This is a genomic window from Bradyrhizobium sp. RP6, assembly GCF_003837805.1.
Lineage (GTDB): Bacteria > Pseudomonadota > Alphaproteobacteria > Rhizobiales > Xanthobacteraceae > Bradyrhizobium.
Genome location: NZ_RQIT01000008.1, coordinates 111,524 through 129,862, shown reverse-complemented (window position 1 = coordinate 129,862; position 18,339 = coordinate 111,524). Strand labels below are relative to the sequence as shown.

10 protein-coding genes and 1 pseudogene are annotated in these 18,339 nt (G+C 64.9%); 2 read left to right on the top strand and 9 right to left on the bottom strand.

All coding sequences use genetic code 11. From position 1 onward, the window contains the following. Positions 1-186: 186 nt before the first annotated feature. Positions 187-1,842 (bottom strand): flavin-containing monooxygenase, encoded by a 1,656-nt coding sequence (locus EHH60_RS17520; protein ID WP_124160707.1) that lies wholly within the window; start codon positions 1,840-1,842, stop codon positions 187-189. Positions 1,843-2,091: 249 nt separating this feature from the next. Here EHH60_RS17520 and EHH60_RS17515 point away from each other — a divergent pair, with 249 nt between their 5' ends. Both EHH60_RS17515 and EHH60_RS17510 read left to right on the top strand, forming a co-directional pair. Further along, on the top strand, positions 2,092-3,225 hold the full coding sequence (locus EHH60_RS17515) for a nitronate monooxygenase (RefSeq protein WP_124160706.1): 1,134 nt from the start codon (positions 2,092-2,094) through the stop codon (positions 3,223-3,225). A 140-nt stretch (positions 3,226-3,365) separates the two neighbouring features. After that, positions 3,366-4,874: an acetyl-CoA acetyltransferase gene (locus EHH60_RS17510; protein ID WP_124160705.1), complete on the top strand. Its 1,509-nt coding sequence runs from the start codon at positions 3,366-3,368 to the stop codon at positions 4,872-4,874. Positions 4,875-5,024: 150 nt separating this feature from the next. On the opposite strand, the gene EHH60_RS17505 is transcribed toward EHH60_RS17510, so the two are convergent. The 8 genes and pseudogenes from EHH60_RS17505 to ltnD form a co-directional block, all read right to left on the bottom strand. Continuing rightward, on the bottom strand, positions 5,025-6,227 hold the full coding sequence (locus EHH60_RS17505) for an efflux RND transporter periplasmic adaptor subunit (protein ID WP_124160704.1): 1,203 nt from the start codon (positions 6,225-6,227) through the stop codon (positions 5,025-5,027). After that, positions 6,214-9,393, bottom strand: a complete 3,180-nt coding sequence (locus tag EHH60_RS17500; protein ID WP_124160703.1) for an efflux RND transporter permease subunit — start codon at positions 9,391-9,393, stop codon at positions 6,214-6,216. Before EHH60_RS17500 ends, EHH60_RS17505 begins: the two co-directional genes overlap by 14 nt. Positions 9,394-9,563: 170 nt before the next feature. Beyond that, complete coding sequence (locus EHH60_RS17495) at positions 9,564-11,258, bottom strand: methyl-accepting chemotaxis protein (protein WP_124160702.1); 1,695 nt, start codon at positions 11,256-11,258, stop codon at positions 9,564-9,566. Positions 11,259-11,498: 240 nt separating this feature from the next. Next, on the bottom strand, positions 11,499-13,187 hold the full coding sequence (locus EHH60_RS17490; RefSeq protein WP_124160701.1) for a methyl-accepting chemotaxis protein: 1,689 nt from the start codon (positions 13,185-13,187) through the stop codon (positions 11,499-11,501). Between the two features lie 295 nt (positions 13,188-13,482). Further along, positions 13,483-15,173, bottom strand: a pseudogene (locus EHH60_RS17485) (methyl-accepting chemotaxis protein). 165 nt (positions 15,174-15,338) lie between these two features. Beyond that, positions 15,339-16,613: a 3-oxo-tetronate kinase gene (gene otnK / locus EHH60_RS17480; protein WP_124160700.1), complete on the bottom strand. Its 1,275-nt coding sequence runs from the start codon at positions 16,611-16,613 to the stop codon at positions 15,339-15,341. After that, positions 16,610-17,392 carry a 2-oxo-tetronate isomerase gene (otnI, locus tag EHH60_RS17475; protein ID WP_124160699.1) on the bottom strand — a complete coding sequence of 261 codons (783 nt, stop codon included), beginning with the start codon at positions 17,390-17,392 and terminating at the stop codon, positions 16,610-16,612. The genes otnK and otnI overlap by 4 nt, the downstream gene beginning before the upstream one ends. A 15-nt stretch (positions 17,393-17,407) precedes the next feature. Continuing rightward, on the bottom strand, positions 17,408-18,325 hold the full coding sequence (gene ltnD / locus EHH60_RS17470) for an L-threonate dehydrogenase (RefSeq protein WP_124160698.1): 918 nt from the start codon (positions 18,323-18,325) through the stop codon (positions 17,408-17,410). Positions 18,326-18,339: the final 14 nt, after the last annotated feature.

The following is an 18,339-nucleotide window of genomic DNA, read 5'->3' as shown; positions in this document are numbered from 1 at the left end:
TGACAAGGCCCCGGAAATGCATTGCCCGGCGGGGCAACTCACCGTTTCGTCATGGCAAGCCGCCGCCTCCCCCGTCATTCCGGGCCGCCCGAACAGCGAGCCCGGAATCCATCGGGGCCGCAGGAATTCTCGAAAAAATGGATTCCGGGCTTCTCGCTGGCGCGAGCCCCGGAATGACGGCGTCACCTAAGACGCCGCCGCCATCCCCTGCTCCGCCCGCTCCATCGTAAATCCCTCATATCCCTTCGCCGCAACCTCGTCGCAGATTCGCCGGTAGACGCCGACGCCGCCGATGTAAGGCATGAAGATGCGCGGCTTGCCCGGGATGTTGGCGCCCATGTACCAGGAATTGGCTTGCGGATAGAGCGTGCCGTGAGCGACCTCGTTGACATGGGTGACCCATCTCTCCTCGGCCTCCCGGCCCGCCTCCATGGTGGCGAGCCCCTGCTTGCGCATGTGAACGAGGCAATCGGCGATCCAGTCGACATGCTGCTCGATCGACACGATCATGTTCGACAGCACCGACGGGCTGCCGGGCCCGGTGATGATGAAGAGGTTTGGAAAACCCGCGCTCATCAGGCCGAGATAGGTTTTGGGTCCCTCGGCCCATTTCTGGTTCAGCGTTTGCCCGCCACGGCCCAGAATGTCGATCCTGGCGACCGAGCCGGTCATGGCGTCGAAGCCGGTCGCCAGCACCAGCGCATCGACCTCGTGGTCCTTCCCCGCGACGCGCACGACGTTTGCGGTGATCTCTTGAATCGGGTTGGTGTTGATGTCCACCAGCGAGACGTTCGGCCGGTTGAAGGTCGCGAAATAGTCGGTATCGACGCAGATGCGCTTGGTGCCGATCGGGTGGCTGCTCGGTTGAAGCAGCTTCGCGGTGTCAGGGTTCTGCACTATCTCGGCGATCTTGCCGCGCACGAAATCCGCCGCGGTGTCGTTCGCGGCCCGGTCGAGGCCGAGATTGTTATAGGCATACATGAATGTGAGCCCGCCGCGCTCCCAGCGCGCCGAATACTTGGCGCGCCTGACATCGTCATTGTCATCGAGCGCGCCACGATCCGGCTGCTCGGCATAGATGCCGTTGCGGGCGACCTCGCGGGCGAAGCGGCGGATCTCCGGATAGTTCTTGCGGAACGCGCTGCGCTCCTCATCGGTCAACGCGGCATTGCGGGCGGGAACGGAGAAATTCGCGGTGCGCTGGAACACCGTGAGATGTTTCGCCTGCTCTGCGATGATGGGAGCCGACTGGATGCCCGATGATCCCGTGCCGATCAGGCCCACGCGCAGGCCCGTGAAGTCGACCTCTTCATGCGGCCAGTTGCCGGTGTGGTAGACGGGCCCCTTGAAGTTCTCCAGGCCCTCGATGTCCGGCTTGCGTGCGTTGGAGAGACAACCCGTGGCGAGCACGACGAATTTGGCTTCGACCGTCTTGCCGTCGGAGGTCGTCACCGACCAGCATGTCGCGCGCTCGTCGAATGCGGCACGCTGGACGCGGGTGTTGAACTGGATGTCGCGGCGCAGATCAAAGCGGTCGGCGACGTGGTTGGCATATTTCAGGATCTCTGGTTGCGGCGCGTAGCGTTCGCTCCAGTCCCATTCCTGCTGCAGCTCTTCGGAGAAGGAATAGGAATATTGCATGCTCTCGACATCGCAGCGCGCGCCGGGATAGCGGTTCCAGTACCATGTGCCGCCGACGCCGCCGCCCTGCTCGTAGACGCGGGCGGAGAAGCCGAGCCCGCGCAGGCGATGCAGCATGTACAGACCGGCGAAGCCGGCACCGACGACGACCACGTCGTAGGCTTCGGCGGCGCGGTCCGGGTTCGATTGCGTTGACGACATTGGCGCTCCCTGATTTTTCTGTTGTTGTGCGCCAGCATTTGCTGTCGCTCTCGAAAGCGCAAGAGGCAAATCGGGCGGCTCCGGGCCGCTTATTTTGTGCAGCGGAATGGCTCATCCGCTTCGCGGCGCCTGTACGCAAGATGCGCCACCAAATCCTGCTTGGCATCGCGGATGGCGATGGGCTAGCGTCGAGCGCCTTCGCAAGCAAAGCAACAACAGCAACGCGATGGCTGCTGCCGGGAGAGGGCCATGAAATCGCCGATCTGCGACATGCTGGGCATCGAGTTCCCGCTGCTCGCTTTCAGCCATTGCCGCGACGTCGTTGCCGCCGTCAGCCGCGCCGGCGGCTTTGGCGTGCTGGGCGCGACCGTGCACACGCCGGAGACGCTCGAACGCGAGCTGACTTGGATCGATGCGCATGTCGATGGCAAGCCCTACGGCATCGACGTGCTGATCCCCGAGAACATCTCGACCGCGGGCGAGAAGGACGTCACCTGGAAGAGCCTGGAAGCGCGGGTACCGCAAGAGCATCGCAACTATACGCGCGATCTCCTGAAGAAGTACGACATCGAACTGACCACCACGGAGGTCGCGGACGACCAGCCGCAGCCGTTCGACGCCAAGACCGCGCTGGAACTGCTCGAAGTCTCTTTCCGTCATCCGATACGGCTGATCGCCAATGCGCTGGGCGTTCCGCCGAAGGCGATGATCGAGATGGGCAAGAGACACCGAGTGCCGGTCGCAGCGCTTGTCGGCGCCAAGGAACACGCGCTGCGCCAGGTCGCGGCCGGCGTCGACATCCTCGTGGTGCAGGGCACCGAGGCCGGAGGCCATTGCGGCGAGGTCTCGACCATGGTGCTGGTGCCGGAGGTGATCAAGGCGATCAAGTCGATCCGCGACGTGCCGGTGCTCGCGGCCGGCGGCATCATGACCGGACGGCAGATGGCGGCCTGCATGGCGATGGGCGCGGCCGGCGCGTGGACCGGCTCGGTGTGGCTTGCGACCGTCGAGGCCGAGACCACTGAGATCTTTCGCGAGAAGATGATCGCTGCTTCCTCCCGCGACGCTGTGCGCTCGAAGGGCCGCACCGGAAAGCCGGCACGGCAGCTCCGCTCGGTCTGGACCGACGCCTGGGATCGCTCGCCGGAAAGCCCCGGCGCGCTGCCAATGCCGCTGCAAAGCATCATCAGCCGCGACGCCCTCAACTCCATCGACCGCGCGGCGGCGAGCGGGAATGCGAAAGCTCGCGATCTCGTCAGCTATTTCGTCGGCCAGGGCGTCGGCCTGATCGACAGCGTGAAATCGGCCGGCGTGGTGGTACAGGAGTTCAAGGAAGAGTTTGCCGAAGCCGTCGAGCATATGAATGCACTGGTGGGGGAATGATGGTGTAGACCCTCATGGTGAGGAGGCGCACAAGCACCGTCTCGAACCATGAGAGCCCGCGGCCCATCCTTCGAGACGCCTGCCGCGCAGGCTCCTCAGGATGAGGTCGGAGAAATCTGAGAGAGTGAAAAGCAAGAACAATGACGACTGTTTCCCCTGACCGCATCCCCGTCATCGTCGGCGTCGGCGAGATCGTCGACCGCCCCAAGGAGATCACCGCAGGCCTCGAGCCACTCGACCTGCTCGAGCAGGCGCTGCGGCGGGCCGAGCAGGACGCCGGCACAAAGCTGCTCGGTGACGTGCAATCGCTCGACCTCGTCAATTTCCTGAGCTGGCGCTATCGCGATCCGGAGAGGCTTTTGGCGCAGCGGCTCGGGATCGCGCCTTCGCATTGTTATTACGGCCCCGTTGGCGGCGAGAGCCCGATCCGCTACATCCACGAGGCCGCAAAGCGCATTGCGCGCGGCGAATGCACTGTGGCGGCCGTATGCGGCGCGGAGGCGCAGTCGACCGCGACCAAGGCGGAGCGTGCGGGCGTCAAGCTGCCATGGACCCCGTTCGCCCACGACGTCGAGGAGCCCAAGCGCGGCGCGGCTTTCCAGAAGCCGCTGGCGGTCAAGCTCGGCGTATTCCGCCCCGTCACGGTCTATCCGTTCTATGAGGCGGCCTCCTCTGCCCATTGGGGACAGACGCCGCGCGAGGCCATGGCGGAGTCCGGTGTGCTGTGGTCGCGCTATTCGGAAGCCGCCGCGCAAAATCCGAATGCTTGGCTGAAGCGGCGCTATGGGCCCGAGGAGATCACGACGCCGACCGCCGACAACCGCTTGATCGCGTGGCCCTACAACAAGCTTATGGTTGCCAACCCGAGCGTCAATATGGGTGGCGCGCTGCTGCTCACCAGTCTTGCCAAGGCGCGTGAGGCCGGCATCGCCGAGGACAAGCTCGTCTACCCGCTCGGCGGCGCCTCGGCCGAAGAACCGCGCGATTATCTCCTGCGCGATCAGTTTTACGAGAGCCATCCGCAGAACGCGGTGCTGAACGCCGTGATGGACCTCGCCGGCGGCGACGGCAGAAAGTTCGATGCGATCGAGCTCTACAGCTGCTTTCCCTGCGTGCCCAAGATGGCGCGGCGGACGCTCGGCCTGGGCGCGGACGTGCAGCCGACCGTGACCGGCGGGCTTACCTTCTTCGGGGCGCCGCTCAACACCTACATGACGCATGCGGCCTGCGCGATGGTGCGGCGCCTGCGCGGCGGCGCCGGACTCGGCCTGCTCTACGGCCAGGGCGGCTTCGTCACCAAGCACCATGCCTTGGTGGTGTCGAAGAGCCCGCCGCGCGAGGCGCTGGCGCAGGAGACGAGCGTGCAAACGCAGGCGGATCGCAACAAGCGCGCGGTGCCGGAGTTCGTCACGGAGGCCGGAGGCAAAGGCAAGGTCGAGAGCTTTACGGTGCTCTATGGCCGCAGCGGCGATGTCGAGCACGGCGTGGTGATGCTGCGCACCGAAGATGACCGGCGCACGCTGGCGCGGATTCCGGCGACCGACGGCGCGACGCTGGCACGTCTGCTCAATATGGATCGCACGCCGGTCGGCTCACTCGGCGAGATCGCGATGGCCGCGGATGGCGTGCCGGAGTGGCGGGCGGCGTAGTTGGCCCTCGTGTCCCGGACGCGGTGCGGCATGTAATGCCGCTCCGCAGAGCCGGGCCCCAAAAAGGCAGCACGGCACAGAAGGAGAGATGGGTCCCGGCTCAGCAGCGCATCATTGCATGCTGCGCTGCGTCCGGGGCACGAGACCGTCTCAGCTCTTCGGCGCCTGCTTCTCCGACGCGGTTGTCGGCTTACTCTTGGCACCCGCGCCAACCACGCGCACCGCATCGCCATCCGACAGACCATCCGGCGGGGCGGTGATGACGCGATCGTCCGGCGCGATGCCCGACGCGAGCTCGATTTCGCGGCCGAGATCGCGCGCGATCGTGACCGGCTTGAACAGCACCTTGTCGTCGGACCCGACCGTCGCCACACGCAGGCCGCTGCCGTTGAAGATCAAGGCGCTGGCGGGGATGCTGAGCGGCGCGGAGTCACGCTGCAGGCTGAGCTTCACGCTGGCATAGCCGCCGGGCATCAACTCGCCTCTGGAATTGTCGAGCCCGAGCTGCATGCGCGTGGTGCCGGAGGCGACGTCGACGGCCTGCGAGGAAGCCTCCACAGTCGCCTGGAAAGTCCGATTGGGATATTCCGGCAGCGTGATGATCGCTCTGGCCCCGATTTTGATCGCCGGCACGTAGTTCTGCGGCACGTTGACGTAGACGCGCAGCTTGGTGATGTCCGAGATCACGAACATCGCCGGGCCCGAGCCGCCGCCGGCATTGATGAGCGCGCCGACGTCGGTGTCGCGCGCGGTGACGACGCCGTCGAACGGCGCTGTGATCTTCTTGTAGCCGGCGAGCGCTTCCAGGCGCTCGACATTGGCCTGCCCCGAATTGACGGCGGCCTTCTTGTTGGAGAGGTCGGCGGTGCGCTCGTCGATCTCCTGCGCGGAGACGAAGTTGGAGGCGACCAGCGTCTTGCGCCGGTTCAGCGTTGCCTCCGACAGCCTGGCGCTGGCCTGCTGGCTGGTAAGGTCGGCGCGGGCTTGCAGCAGCTGCTGATCGAGGTCGGGCGCCTCGATCTCGGCAATCACCTGGCCGGCCTTGACGCGGGCGCCGATGTCGGCACTCCAGCTCTTCAAATAGCCCGACACGCGCGCGAAGATAGGGGCGCGGTAGTAGGCTTCCAGCCGGCCCGGCAGGTCGATGGTGGCGTTGAGGTCCTTGGCATTGGGCAGCGTCACCGCCACGCTGGGAACGGCTTGGTCGTCAGTCCACTCTTTCAGCTTGGAGCCCTGCTCCTCGCGGGCACGGATGCCGGTGCCGACGACAAGGCCTGCCGCAATCAGCGCCACCACGCCGAAGATGCCCAGTTTCCGGTGCGACACCGGCGAGCGGGGTTCAGTGGGCGACATGCGGAGTCTCCAATGAGGCGGCGGGTCTGGCGCCTTGTTTCTTGTGAACCATGCTGAACACCACGGGAACAAACATCAGCGTGGCGAATGTTGCAAAGATCAGGCCGCCGATCACGGCGCGGCCCAGCGGCGCATTCTGCTCGCCGCCCTCACCCAACCCCAACGCCATCGGCGCCATGCCGATGATCATGGCAAGTGCGGTCATCAGCACGGGGCGGAACCGGACGAAGCCGGCTTCGAGCGCGGCGGCGACGGGATCGCCGAGTTCCTCGTAGCGCTCGCGGGCGAAGGAGATCACGAGCACGCTGTTGGCGGTGGCAACGCCCATGCACATGATGGCGCCGGTCAGCGCCGGCACCGACAGCGTGGTCTCGGTCACGAACAGCATCCAGACGATGCCGGCAAGCGCGGCCGGCAACGCGGTGATGATCACGAACGGGTCGGACCAGGACTGGAAGTTCACGACGATCAGGAAGTAGATCAGCACGACGGCCCCGAGCAGGCCGAACAGCAGGCCGGTGAAGGCGCTGTTCATGGTCTGCACCTGGCCGAGCAGCACCACGGAAGAGCCCTTCGGCACATCCTTCGCGGTGTCCGCGATCAGCTGGCGGATATCGGCGGCGACCGCACCGAGATCGCGGCCCGAGGTCGTGGCAAAGATCTGAACCATCGACTGGATGTCGTATTGCGAGACGACCGCACTCGACGTCGAGCGCTTGATGTCGGCGATGCCGCCGAGGATCGGCGACTGCGCATTGCCGGCCGCGGTGACCGGCAGGGTCTGCAGCGCGCTGAGCGAGTCGATCTGGTATTGCGGCGTCTGCATCACGATCGAGTAGGACACGCCGTTGTCGGGATTGAGGTAGTAGGTCGGCGCCACCTGCGAGGAGCCGGCGAGATTGACCACGAGGCTGTTGGTGACGTCGCGTTCGGTCAGGCCGACATATTGCGCGCGGGTGCGGTCGACATCGATGTTGAAGGTCGGGTGGTTCGGCGACTGCTGGATGCGCGCATCGGCAACGCCGGGAATCTTGCGGACCTTCGCCAGCAGGCTGTTGGCATAGGCGAAATTCGCGCCGACATTGGCGCCGCGGATTTGCAGATCGATCGGCGCCGGCGCCCCGAAATTCAGGATCTGGCTGACGATGTCGGCGGGCAGGAACGCGAAGCTGACGCCTGGGAACAGCCGCGGCAGCTGCTCGCGCAGCACGCGGACATGCTCCTCGGTCGGCTTGTGGCCTTCCTTCAGCTTGATCTGAATGTCGCCGTCCTGCGGGCCGACCACGCCGGTGTTGTTGTAGGTCATGTTGATGCCGGAGATCGGCATGCCGATATTGTCGGTCATGGTCTCGATCTCGCCCGGAATCAGCTTGCGCACCGCCTTCTGCACGTCGGCGAGCTGATTGGCGGTCTCCTCGACGCGAGTGCCGACCTGGGTGCGGACATGCATCAGGATGTTGCCGGCATCGACGGCGGGGAAGAAGTTGCGCCCCAGGAACGGCACCAGCGCGAAGGACGCGCCGACGATGCAGATGAAACCGATGACGAACACCGCCCGGTGCGCCAGCGCAAGCCCGAGCAGGCCGCGATAGAAGCCGCGGATGCGCTCGAACCGTGCCTCGAAGCCGCGCTGGAACCAGACCAGAGGATTGCGCGACTTCGGCGGTCCATCCTCGTGATGGACGTGCGCCTGCAACAAATAGTTCGCCATGGTCGGCACCAGCGTGCGCGACAGGATGAACGACCAGATCATCGCGAACATCACCGCTTCGGCCATCGGCACGAACAGGAAGCGCGCGACGCCGGTGAGGAAGAACATCGGCACGAACACGATGCAGATGCAGAGCAGCGAGACGAAGGCCGGCGTCACGATCTGGTTGGCGCCGTCGAGGATGGACTGCTCGACCGGCTTGCCCTGCTCCAGATGGTAGTTGATGTTCTCGATCGTGACCGTGGCATCGTCGACGAGGATGCCGACCGCGAGCGCGAGGCCGCCGAGCGTCATGATGTTCAACGTCTCGCCGATCGCCGACAGCATGATGATGGCGCCCAGCACCGACAGCGGGATCGAGACCGCAATGATGATGGTCGAGCGCCAGCTGCCGAGGAACAGCAGGATCATGACGCTGGTGAGGAGCGCCGCGATCACGCCCTCGAAGGCCACACCTTGAATCGCGCCGCGGACGAACACCGACTGATCACCGATGAAACCGATCTTCAGTGCGTCGGGCAGCTGGTCCTTGACGTCAATGACCTTCTGCTTGATGCCGGCAATGATATCGAGTGTCGAGGTCGCGCCCGCCTTCAGCACCATCATCAGCACCGAGCGATTGCCGTCGACATGGACGATGTTGGTCTGCGGCGGATTGCCGTCGCGCACCGTGGCGACGTCGCGCACATAGACCATGGCGCCGTTGACGGTCTTGATCGGCAGGTTACCGAGCTCGTCGATCCGGAGCGGCGAGTTGTTGAGCTGGATGTTGTACTCGAACTGGCCGATCTTCTGGGTGCCGACCGGTGTGATCAGGTTCTGGGCCGCCAGCGCATTGGCGACGTCCTGGCCCGAGAGGCCGCGGGCCTGGAGCGCTGTGGGGTTGAGGTCGATCTGGACCTGGCGCTGCTTGCCGCCGAACGGATAGGGAATCGCCGCGCCCGGCACCGTGACCAGGGGCGTACGAAGCTGGTTGATGCCGATATCGGCGAGATTTTGCTCGGTGAGCCCGTCGCCCGACAGGGCCACCTGTATGATCGGCACGGTGGAAGCCGAGTAGTTCAGGATCAAGGGGGGCGTCGCGCCCGGCGGCATCTGCTTGAGCAGCGTCTGCGAGATCGCGGTCACCTGGGCGTTGGCGGTGCGGATGTCGACGTTGGGCTGGAAGAAGATCTTGATGATGCCAAAGCCGTTGTAGGAGTTGGCGACGATGTGCTCGATGTCATTGACCGTGGTCGTCAGCGCGCGCTGGAACGGCGTGGTGATGCGGCCGGACATCTGGTCCGGCGGCAGCCCGGTGTACTGCCAGACCACGCCGATGACGGGAATACGGATATCCGGGAAGATGTCGGTCGGGGTTCGCACCGCCGCGAGCGGTCCGATGATCAGCAGCAGCAGCGCGAGCACGACGAACGTATAAGGCCGGCTCAGGGCAATACGGACCAGAGCAATCATGCGCCAGGCAATTCCAGGTCAAGCGAAATGAGGAATCCGCCCCCCACGGCGACCCCCTTTTCCCCTTTACCTGAGCACCGCCGGAAACGCTAATTACCAGAACTATCCTGCATTCACTTCCCTGCTACCGCACTGCAAAACGGACATCGCAGCCATGCGGCCACGTGCCGCTAGGCGGCACGGACCGAGTCCAGGAACTTGCCGACTTCGAGCTTGAGGCGGTTGGAATCGCGCGACAGCATCTGCGCCGCAGTCAGCACCTGCGAGGAGGCCGAGCCGGTTTCGGAGGCGCCGCGTTGGACGTCGCCGACGTTGGACGAGACCTGTTGCGTGCCCCGGGCCGCCTCCTGAACGTTGCGCGCGATCTCCTGGGTCGCCGCGCCCTGCTGCTCCACGGCCGCTGCGATCGCCGAGGCGATCTCCGACAGACGCGCGATGGTGCCGCTGATCTCGCCGATGGCTCCGACTGAATCCTGCGTCGCCGACTGAATGCCGCCGACCTGCTGGCCGATCTCGCCCGTGGCCTTGGCCGTCTGCTCGGCAAGCGCCTTGACCTCGGAGGCGACCACCGCGAAGCCGCGACCGGCCTCGCCCGCCCGCGCCGCCTCGATCGTGGCATTGAGCGCCAGCAGGTTGGTCTGGCCGGCAATCGCATTGATGAGCTCGACGACGTCGCCGATCCGCGATGCGGCTCGCGACAATTCACTGACACGTTCGGTGGTAGCGTGGGCCTGACTGACCGCCTCGCTCGCGATCCTGCTGGAATCCTGCACCTGGCGGCCGATCTCGCGCACCGAGGACGACATCTCTTCGGCAGCCGAAGCTACCGAATGGACATTGGTCGACGCTGCTTCCGAGCCGGTTGCGACCACCGTCGCCAATTCCTGCGCCCGACCGGCGGTCGAAGACAGCGTCGAGGCCGAAGCCTCGAGCTCGGTTGCCGCCGACGACACGGTCTCGACGATCTCGCCGATCGCGGCCTCGAAACCGTCGGCGAGCTTGGTCATGTCGGCCTTGCGCTGCGCCTCGGCCCGGCGCTGCACCGCCTGCACCTCGTCGCGGCTGAAGCGGACGATGGTTTGCACGGTCTGAAGGTTGCGCAGGGCCTCGCCGATCTCGTCGTCGCGCTCGATCACGATCCGGTTGTCGAGCTTGTCCTGCACGATGTTGACCAGAGTGTCGTTGAGCTGCCGCATCGGCTCCTGGATCGCACGCATGGTCGCAAAGCCGGCGAAGCAGAGGATGGCGGCGCCCACGGCGGCAAGCGCCGACAGGATCAGGCTGGCCGAACCGCCGGTGGAGAGCGCGCCGCCGATGCCGAGCGCGAGCATGAACAGCGCCTGGAGCACCATGGTCGTGACCAGGCGCGCCTTCAGCGTGCCGGTGAAGATGCTGAAGCGGTCGAGCCAGGAGCGGCGGCGGATGATGCCGGCGTCGATGCGATAGCCATGCGGCTTCTTCTCGCGGATGGCGGCGTAGACCTCTTCGGCGAGCTTGCGCTGGTCGGCCGGCAGTTTGGTGCGGATCGAGGTATAGCCCTTGACCTCGCCGTTCTCGCGGATCGGCGAGGCCGTCGCCAGCACCCAGTAGAAGTTGCCGTTCTTGCGGCGGTTCTTCACCGCGCCGAGCCACGGCTTGCCGCCCTTCAGCGTGTCCCACAGATTGTAGAACGCCTCCGGCGGCATGTCGGGATGGCGGACGATGTTGTGCGGCTGCCCCATGAGTTCCGCCGACGTGAAGCCGGCAGCGGCAATGAAGTCCTCATTGAAGTAGGTGAGCTTGCCCTTGAGATCGGTACGGGAGACGATCAGCGTCTCGTCGCTGACGGGATATTCGACGGCCGTGACCGGAAAATTCTTGCGCATCAGGGTCCCCCCAAATACCGATTCAGTGTGAGATCAATGGGAACCCGCCTCTTGCGGGGCTGCCCCCGCTCAATACTCGTAAATCCAGTTTAACCTTCCATGAAACGGCACGCCCGTAAGATTACTGGCAAAGACTTAGAATGCTTGCTGCAAGCGACATCATGCTACCGAAAAAAGAGCGGCGCTTTCGGCGCCGCTCAGGGGGTTGATTCATGGACCGTTTGATCGATGGACCGCGCTTTACGCCGCGCGGACGTTGGTCAGGAACTTGCTGACCTCGGTCTTCAGCCGGTTCGAATCGTTCGACAGCATCTGCGCCGCCGACAGCACCTGCGATGAAGCCGTGCCGGTCTCGGTCGCGCCGCGCTGCACGTCGGTGATGTTCGACGACACCTGCTGCGTGCCCTGCGCAGCCTGTTGCACGTTGCGGGCGATTTCCTGCGTCGCCGCGCCCTGCTCTTCCACCGCCGCTGCAATCGCCGAAGAGATCTCCGACAGACGCTCGATGGTCGAGGAGATCTCCTTGATCGCGCCCACCGAGTCGTTGGTTGCCGCCTGGATGCCGGATATCTGCTGGCCGATCTCGCCGGTCGCCTTCGCGGTCTGCTCGGCGAGCGCCTTCACCTCGGAGGCGACCACGGCGAAGCCGCGACCGGCCTCGCCGGCACGTGCGGCTTCGATGGTGGCATTCAGCGCGAGCAGATTGGTCTGGCCAGCGATGGTGTTGATCAGCTCGACGACGTCGCCGATGCGCGCGGCGGCCCTGGAGAGCTCGCTGACGCGCTCGGTGGTGGCGCGCGCCTGGCCGACGGCATCGCCCGCCATCCGCGCCGATTCCTGCACCTGACGGCTGATCTCGCCGACCGACGAAGCCATCTCTTCGGTCGCCGAGGCGACCGATTGCACGTTGGTCGAGGCTTCCTCCGAAGCGGAGGCCACCGTGGTCGCCAGTTGCTGCGAGCGTTCGGCCGTACCCGTCAGGGTACTGGCCGACGCCTCGAGCTGGGTCGAGGCGGACGAGACCGTTCCGATGATCTGACCGACAGCGCCTTCGAAATCGTCTGCGAGCCTGATCATGTCTTGCTTGCGTTGCTCCGCATTCCGTCGCTCAGCCTCGACCTGTTCCGCCTTCAACCGCTCGACCTCGATCGCATTTGTCTTGAACACCTGAACCGCCTGGGCCATCTCGCCGATCTCGTCCTTGCGTTCGGTGCCCGACACGACCACCGATGTGTCACCCTGCGCAAGAATCCCCATCTCCGTGGTGATGCGCTGGATTGGGCGGGTCACCGCGAACGCGACGCCGAAGGCGCCCACAAGCGATAGCAGCAGGGTGACGAGGCCACCGATCAGCATGGACAGAGTTGCGTTGCTGGACGCAGCGTCGGCAGCCGCGGCCCGCACCGACAACAACGATCGCTCTTCCTTGTCCATCTCCTGCACCACGGCGCGCAAGCCATCCATCGCTTTCTTGCCGGCGCCGGATGCTTCGAGCTCGCGGGCCTTTGCCTGAGTTGCCGGATCCTTCATCAGCGCGATTTCGCGCTGCGCGATGTTGGTCGCCCAGTCACTCGCGAACGCCCTGACTTGATCAAGGCGCTTCTGCTGCGTCGCGTTATCCGAGGTCAGGCTGCCGACCTTGGCCGCCGCCGCCTGAAACTGTTTTTGCCCGGCCTCATAGGGGGCGAGAAAGCCCGCATCGCCCGACACGAGATAGCCGCGAACACCGGTTTCCTGATTGACCATGGCGCTGACAAGGCCGGAAAGCTGCTCAAGCACCTCATAGGTATGAACGGTCATTTTCGCCGTCGAGCTCATCACGCTCAGCGAATTGTAGATTGCCCCGGTGCTGCCGGCGACGACGAGACAGATCGCGACAAACACCGCAGAAACCTTGATGGAAATGCGCAGATTATTGATCCAGGACATCAGATACCCCAAGCTTGCCGGTGCACCAATTGCTCATCGGGCGCACAGCTCCCCCCGAGTTGCGCACGAAGTTCGGCCCTGTCTTTATGCGCGCGACATGTGATGAAACCATTAGCCATACTCCGCATTCCTACGGAGGTCATGCGGAGCAATGCTCCGCATTCTTACTGGAGTATCGGAAACGGAAGACGGGCCACTCGGCTACAGGCTCGGACCCGCTGGGCGGCTCCGAGCCAAACTGTCAACGGCCGCCGAACGAGTCGCTCCGCTCTTTTGGTCGCTGAATTGCAACCAGTCAGGCCGCGCGGACGTTGGTCAGAAACTTGCTGACTTCGGTGTTGAGCCGGTTCGAATCGTTCGACAGCATCTGCGCCGCCGACAGCACCTGCGATGAAGCCGTGCCGGTCTCGGTCGCGCCGCGCTGCACGTCGGTGATGTTCGACGACACCTGCTGCGTGCCCTGCGCAGCCTGCTGCACGTTGCGGGCGATTTCCTGCGTCGCCGCGCCCTGCTCTTCCACCGCCGCTGCAATCGCCGAAGAGATCTCCGACAGACGCTCGATGGTCGAGGAGATCTCCTTGATCGCGCCCACCGAGTCGTTGGTTGCCGCCTGGATGCCGGATATCTGCTGGCCGATCTCGCCGGTCGCCTTCGCGGTCTGCTCGGCGAGCGCCTTCACCTCGGAGGCGACCACGGCGAAGCCGCGACCGGCCTCGCCGGCACGTGCGGCTTCGATGGTGGCATTCAGCGCGAGCAGATTGGTCTGGCCAGCGATGGTGTTGATCAGCTCGACGACGTCGCCGATGCGCGCGGCGGCCTTGGAGAGCTCGCTGACGCGCTCGGTGGTGGCGCGCGCCTGGCCGACGGCATCGCCCGCCATCCGCGCCGATTCCTGCACCTGACGGCTGATCTCGCCGACCGACGAAGCCATCTCTTCGGTCGCCGAGGCGACCGATTGCACGTTGGTCGAGGCTTCCTCCGAAGCGGAGGCCACCGTGGTCGCCAGTTGCTGCGAACGGTCGGCGGTCGCGGTCAGGGTCGAGGCGGAGGCTTCGAGCTGGGTCGAGGCCGACGACCGGTCTGGACGATCTCGCCGATCATCGCTTCGAATTCGCGGGTGATGTTGTCGACACGGCGGCCGCGCTCGATCTTGGCTTCTGCGTCGGCCGCGGCAGCTTCGTCGGCGGCCTTCTTGGCGATCAGGGCTTCCTTGAAGATTTGGAGCACGTCTGCCATGGCGCCGATCTCCGTCTTCTCGCCGCGATGCGGGACTTCGGGGGAGAGGTCGCCCTTACCCAGCGCCTGCATCGGCTCGATGATCGAGTTGATGCCGCGGGACACGTCTCGGACGAGATAGAAGCTGACGCCGATACCAAGGACGACGGCAGTGCCGAGAATGATCGAGACCAGCGTGAGCGCGAAGGAATAGCTGTCGGCCGCATTCTGCGCCGCCTGTTCGCCGCCCTTGGTGTTAAGCTCGATGTCCTTGTTCAGGACCTCGTCCGCCTGGAGCCCGATCTTGTTGACCGTCTTGGAGTTGAGTTCCTGGGCTTCGCGCGGGAGCTTGCCGGCCTCCTTGCGCGACAGCGCCATGACCTCCTCGGTGCCCTTCTTGTACTCGTCCCAGAGCTTGGACCACTGGTTATAGAGAGCTTGCTCTTCCGGAGAGCTGATCATTGCCTCGTACCTGCTGCGCACCTTGGCCAGCGCTTCCGTCACGGTGGCGGCGGTCTTCTCCACCGCAAGCTTGTCCTCCAAGCCTTCAGCCAGCATGTGCTGGCGCACCACGTTACGATACGTGATGACGCTGGCGCGAAGGTCGCCGATCACCCGCACGCTGGGCAGCCAGTTTGTGGTGATGTCCACGGTATTGGCATTCATCGACCGCATCTTCATGACGGCGAGCAGGCCCATGCCGGTCATCGCGACCAGCAGGAATGCCACGACACTGATGATTTTGGTGCGGATGGAGAGTTTGGCAAACATAATCGGGTCTCGTTGTACTGGCGCGGGCGCGCGTCCGGAGTTTTACGAATCAATCAAAGGGAGCAGCGCCGACATCCAACGGAGCATTTGTGCGGATGTTAACTGCGACTCCGTGCGAGTACGGAGCCCGAAAGAAATGAACAGTCAGCTAAAAATGTCCTGCGCTCAGCGCATGAGTCTAAGCGCGTCGGAGAAAAACTCTGCTCCGCCGAAATTTCCGGACTTCAGAGCGAGCAGCATGTCGCTTTCGGCGCCGACCGCGCGCAACACTGGAACGCCCGCGGCGATTTCCACTCCTACGAGAAACCCGGGAATCCTCAACCGATCTACTACGGCGCCGGATGTCTCGCCACCGGCAACGACCAAACGCCGCACGCCTGATTTGACGAGGCTTTCTGCAATATCAGCCATGGCCTGCTCGATCGCATGGCCGGCGGCGTCGCGACCGTGGCGCGCCTGCAGCGCGGCGACCTGATCGGGTGTCGAGCTCGATGCGATCAGCACCGGCCCCTCGGCCAGTCGTGGCCTTGCCCAGTCCAGCGCGCGCTGTGCTTCGCCCGCCCCCGTAATGATACGGTCCGGATCGAGATGAAGCACCGGCATGATGCGTTCGGCGTTGGCGATCTGCTGAAGCGTCGCCTGCGAGCAGCTTCCGGCAAGGCATGCCGCCGGTCCGCCGACCGGCGCGCCGGTTTCGGCGCTCCGTGACGCCGACCTGACCTTGCCCGTCGACACCAACGCACGCGCCAGTCCCAGCCCGATGCCGGAGGCGCCTACCGACAACCGATGTTCGCCAGCGACGAGACCGATGGTCTCGAGGTCGCGGTCGAAGACGGCGTCAATGATCGCGGCGCCGACGCCCTTGCCCGCGAACTCGGCCAATCGCGCCCGCACGGCGCCCGCGCCGCGCGTCACGGTGGCGAGATCGACGAGGCCGATCTGTGTCCTGCTCTGGCGCGCCAGCACTCGCACCAGGTTCGAATCGTGCATCGGGTTGAGCGGATGGTCCTTCAGCGGGCTCTCGTTGAGCGGCGCGGCACCGACGAAGAGGTTGCCCTGGTAGACGGTACGGCCTGTCTCCGGGAACGCCGGCGTCACCAGCACGACAGCTTGGCCGCAATCGGCGCGCAACGCGTCCATCACCGGGCCGATATTGCCGGCATCGGTGGAATCGAAGGTCGAGCAGATCTTGAACAACACGTGGCCCGCGCCGCGGCCGCGCAGCCATGTTTCAGCGGCGCGCGAGCGCGACACCGCGAGGCCGGCTTCGATCGAGCGGCTCTTCAGCGACACCACGACGGCATCGACCTCGGGCAGCGCGAGATCGTCGGCGGGCACACCGATGGTCTGCACGGTGCGCAGGCCCGCGCGCGTCAGCGTGTTGGCGAGATCGGAGGCGCCGGTGTAGTCGTCGGCGATGCAGCCCAACGCAAGGGTCACGGCTTCACTCCGGCATAAGGCTTGAACCAGGCAAGCCCATCGGTGGTCTTGCCGCGGGGATTGTATTCGCAGCCGACGAAGCCCGCATAGCCGAGCCGGTCGAGCTCGTCGAACAGGAACGGATAGTTCAGTTCCTCGCCGTCTGGCTCGTTGCGCGAAGGGATGCTGGCGATCTGGACGTGGCCGATGATCGGCATCATCTCGCGCAGCCGCATGGTGACGTCGCCATGGATGATCTGGCAGTGATAGATGTCGAACTGGAGCTTGAGGTTCGAAAGCCGCAACTCCTGGATCAGATCGCGGGCGAAGCCGAAATCGTTGAGGAAGTAGCCGGGCACGTTGCGTGCGTTGATCGGCTCGATCACGATGTCGATGCCGTGCGGCGCGAAGAATTCCGCGGCCCAGGCCACCGACTTGTAGAAGGCCTCGATCGCGACGCGCTCGCCGCGGTTGGCGATGCCGGCCATCAGATGCAGGCGCTTGACGCCGGTCGCCTTGGCATAAGGCAGCGCCGTCTCCAGGCTCGCCTTAAGATCGTTGAACCGTGACGGGAGTGCCGCAAACCCCTTCTCGCCGGCATTCCAGTCACCCGGCGGCAGGTTGAACAGCGCCTGGGTCAGGCCGTTGCGCTTGAGCCGCTCGCCCACCACCTCGGCCGGATGATCATAGGGAAACAGGAACTCGACCGCGGTGAAGCCGGCTTGCGCCGCGGCATCGAAGCGGTCGAGGAACGGCACCTCGGTGAACATCATCGAGAGATTGGCGGCAAAACGGGGCATCGGAGTTCCTCTTGCTTATTTGTCGCCGGGCAGCTTCACGCCGGTGACCTGCGCGTACATGCGCGCGACCGACGCGTCGTCGTCGCGGCCCATACCGGCGGCTGATGTCATCAGAAACATCTGGAGCGCGGCGGCGGAGACCGGCACAGGGAATCGGGCGCTGCGCGCCATGTCTTGAATGATGCCGAGGTCCTTGACGAAGATCTCCACCGCGCTGCGCGGCGTGTAATCGCCGTCGAGCACGTGCGGCATGCGGTTCTCGAACATCCAGGAATTACCGGCCGATGCCGTGATCACCTCATAGACCTTGCGGATGTCGAGGCCCTGCTTTGCCGCGAACGCCATGGCTTCGCTGGCGGCGGCGATGTGCACGCCGGCGAGCAATTGATTGATCATCTTGAACGCAGCGCCCTGCCCGGCGGCATCGCCGAGCTCGTAGAGCTTTGCCGCCATGGCATCGAGCGCGGGCCGCGCTTTCGCAAAAGCCGCGGGACTGCCGGAGGCGAGGATCGTCAGTTCGCCTTGCGCGGCGCGCTGCGCTCCGCCTGAGATCGGCGCATCGAGATAGTGCCGACCGGTCGCCTCGAGTTGCTTGGCCAGGCGCCGCGCCACGTCGGGATCCATGGTGGCCGAGGATACGAAGACGCTGTCCTTCGGCATGGACTCGGCGGCACCATCCTTGCCGAACAGGATCGCCTCGGTCTGCGCGGCATTGACGACGACGCTGACGACGATATCGGCCTCCTTGGCCGCTTCGGCCGGCGTGGTGACCCCCGCGCCGCCATCCTTCACAAAGCGCGCGACGGCATCGGTCGAAACGTCGCAGCCGGTCACGGCGTGGCCGGCTCGCTTCAGCGAGGTCGCCATGCCGTATCCCATCGAGCCGAGCCCGATGACGGCGATACGCTGATTTTGTGACGTGGAGGCCGACATGCAACTGATCCTTG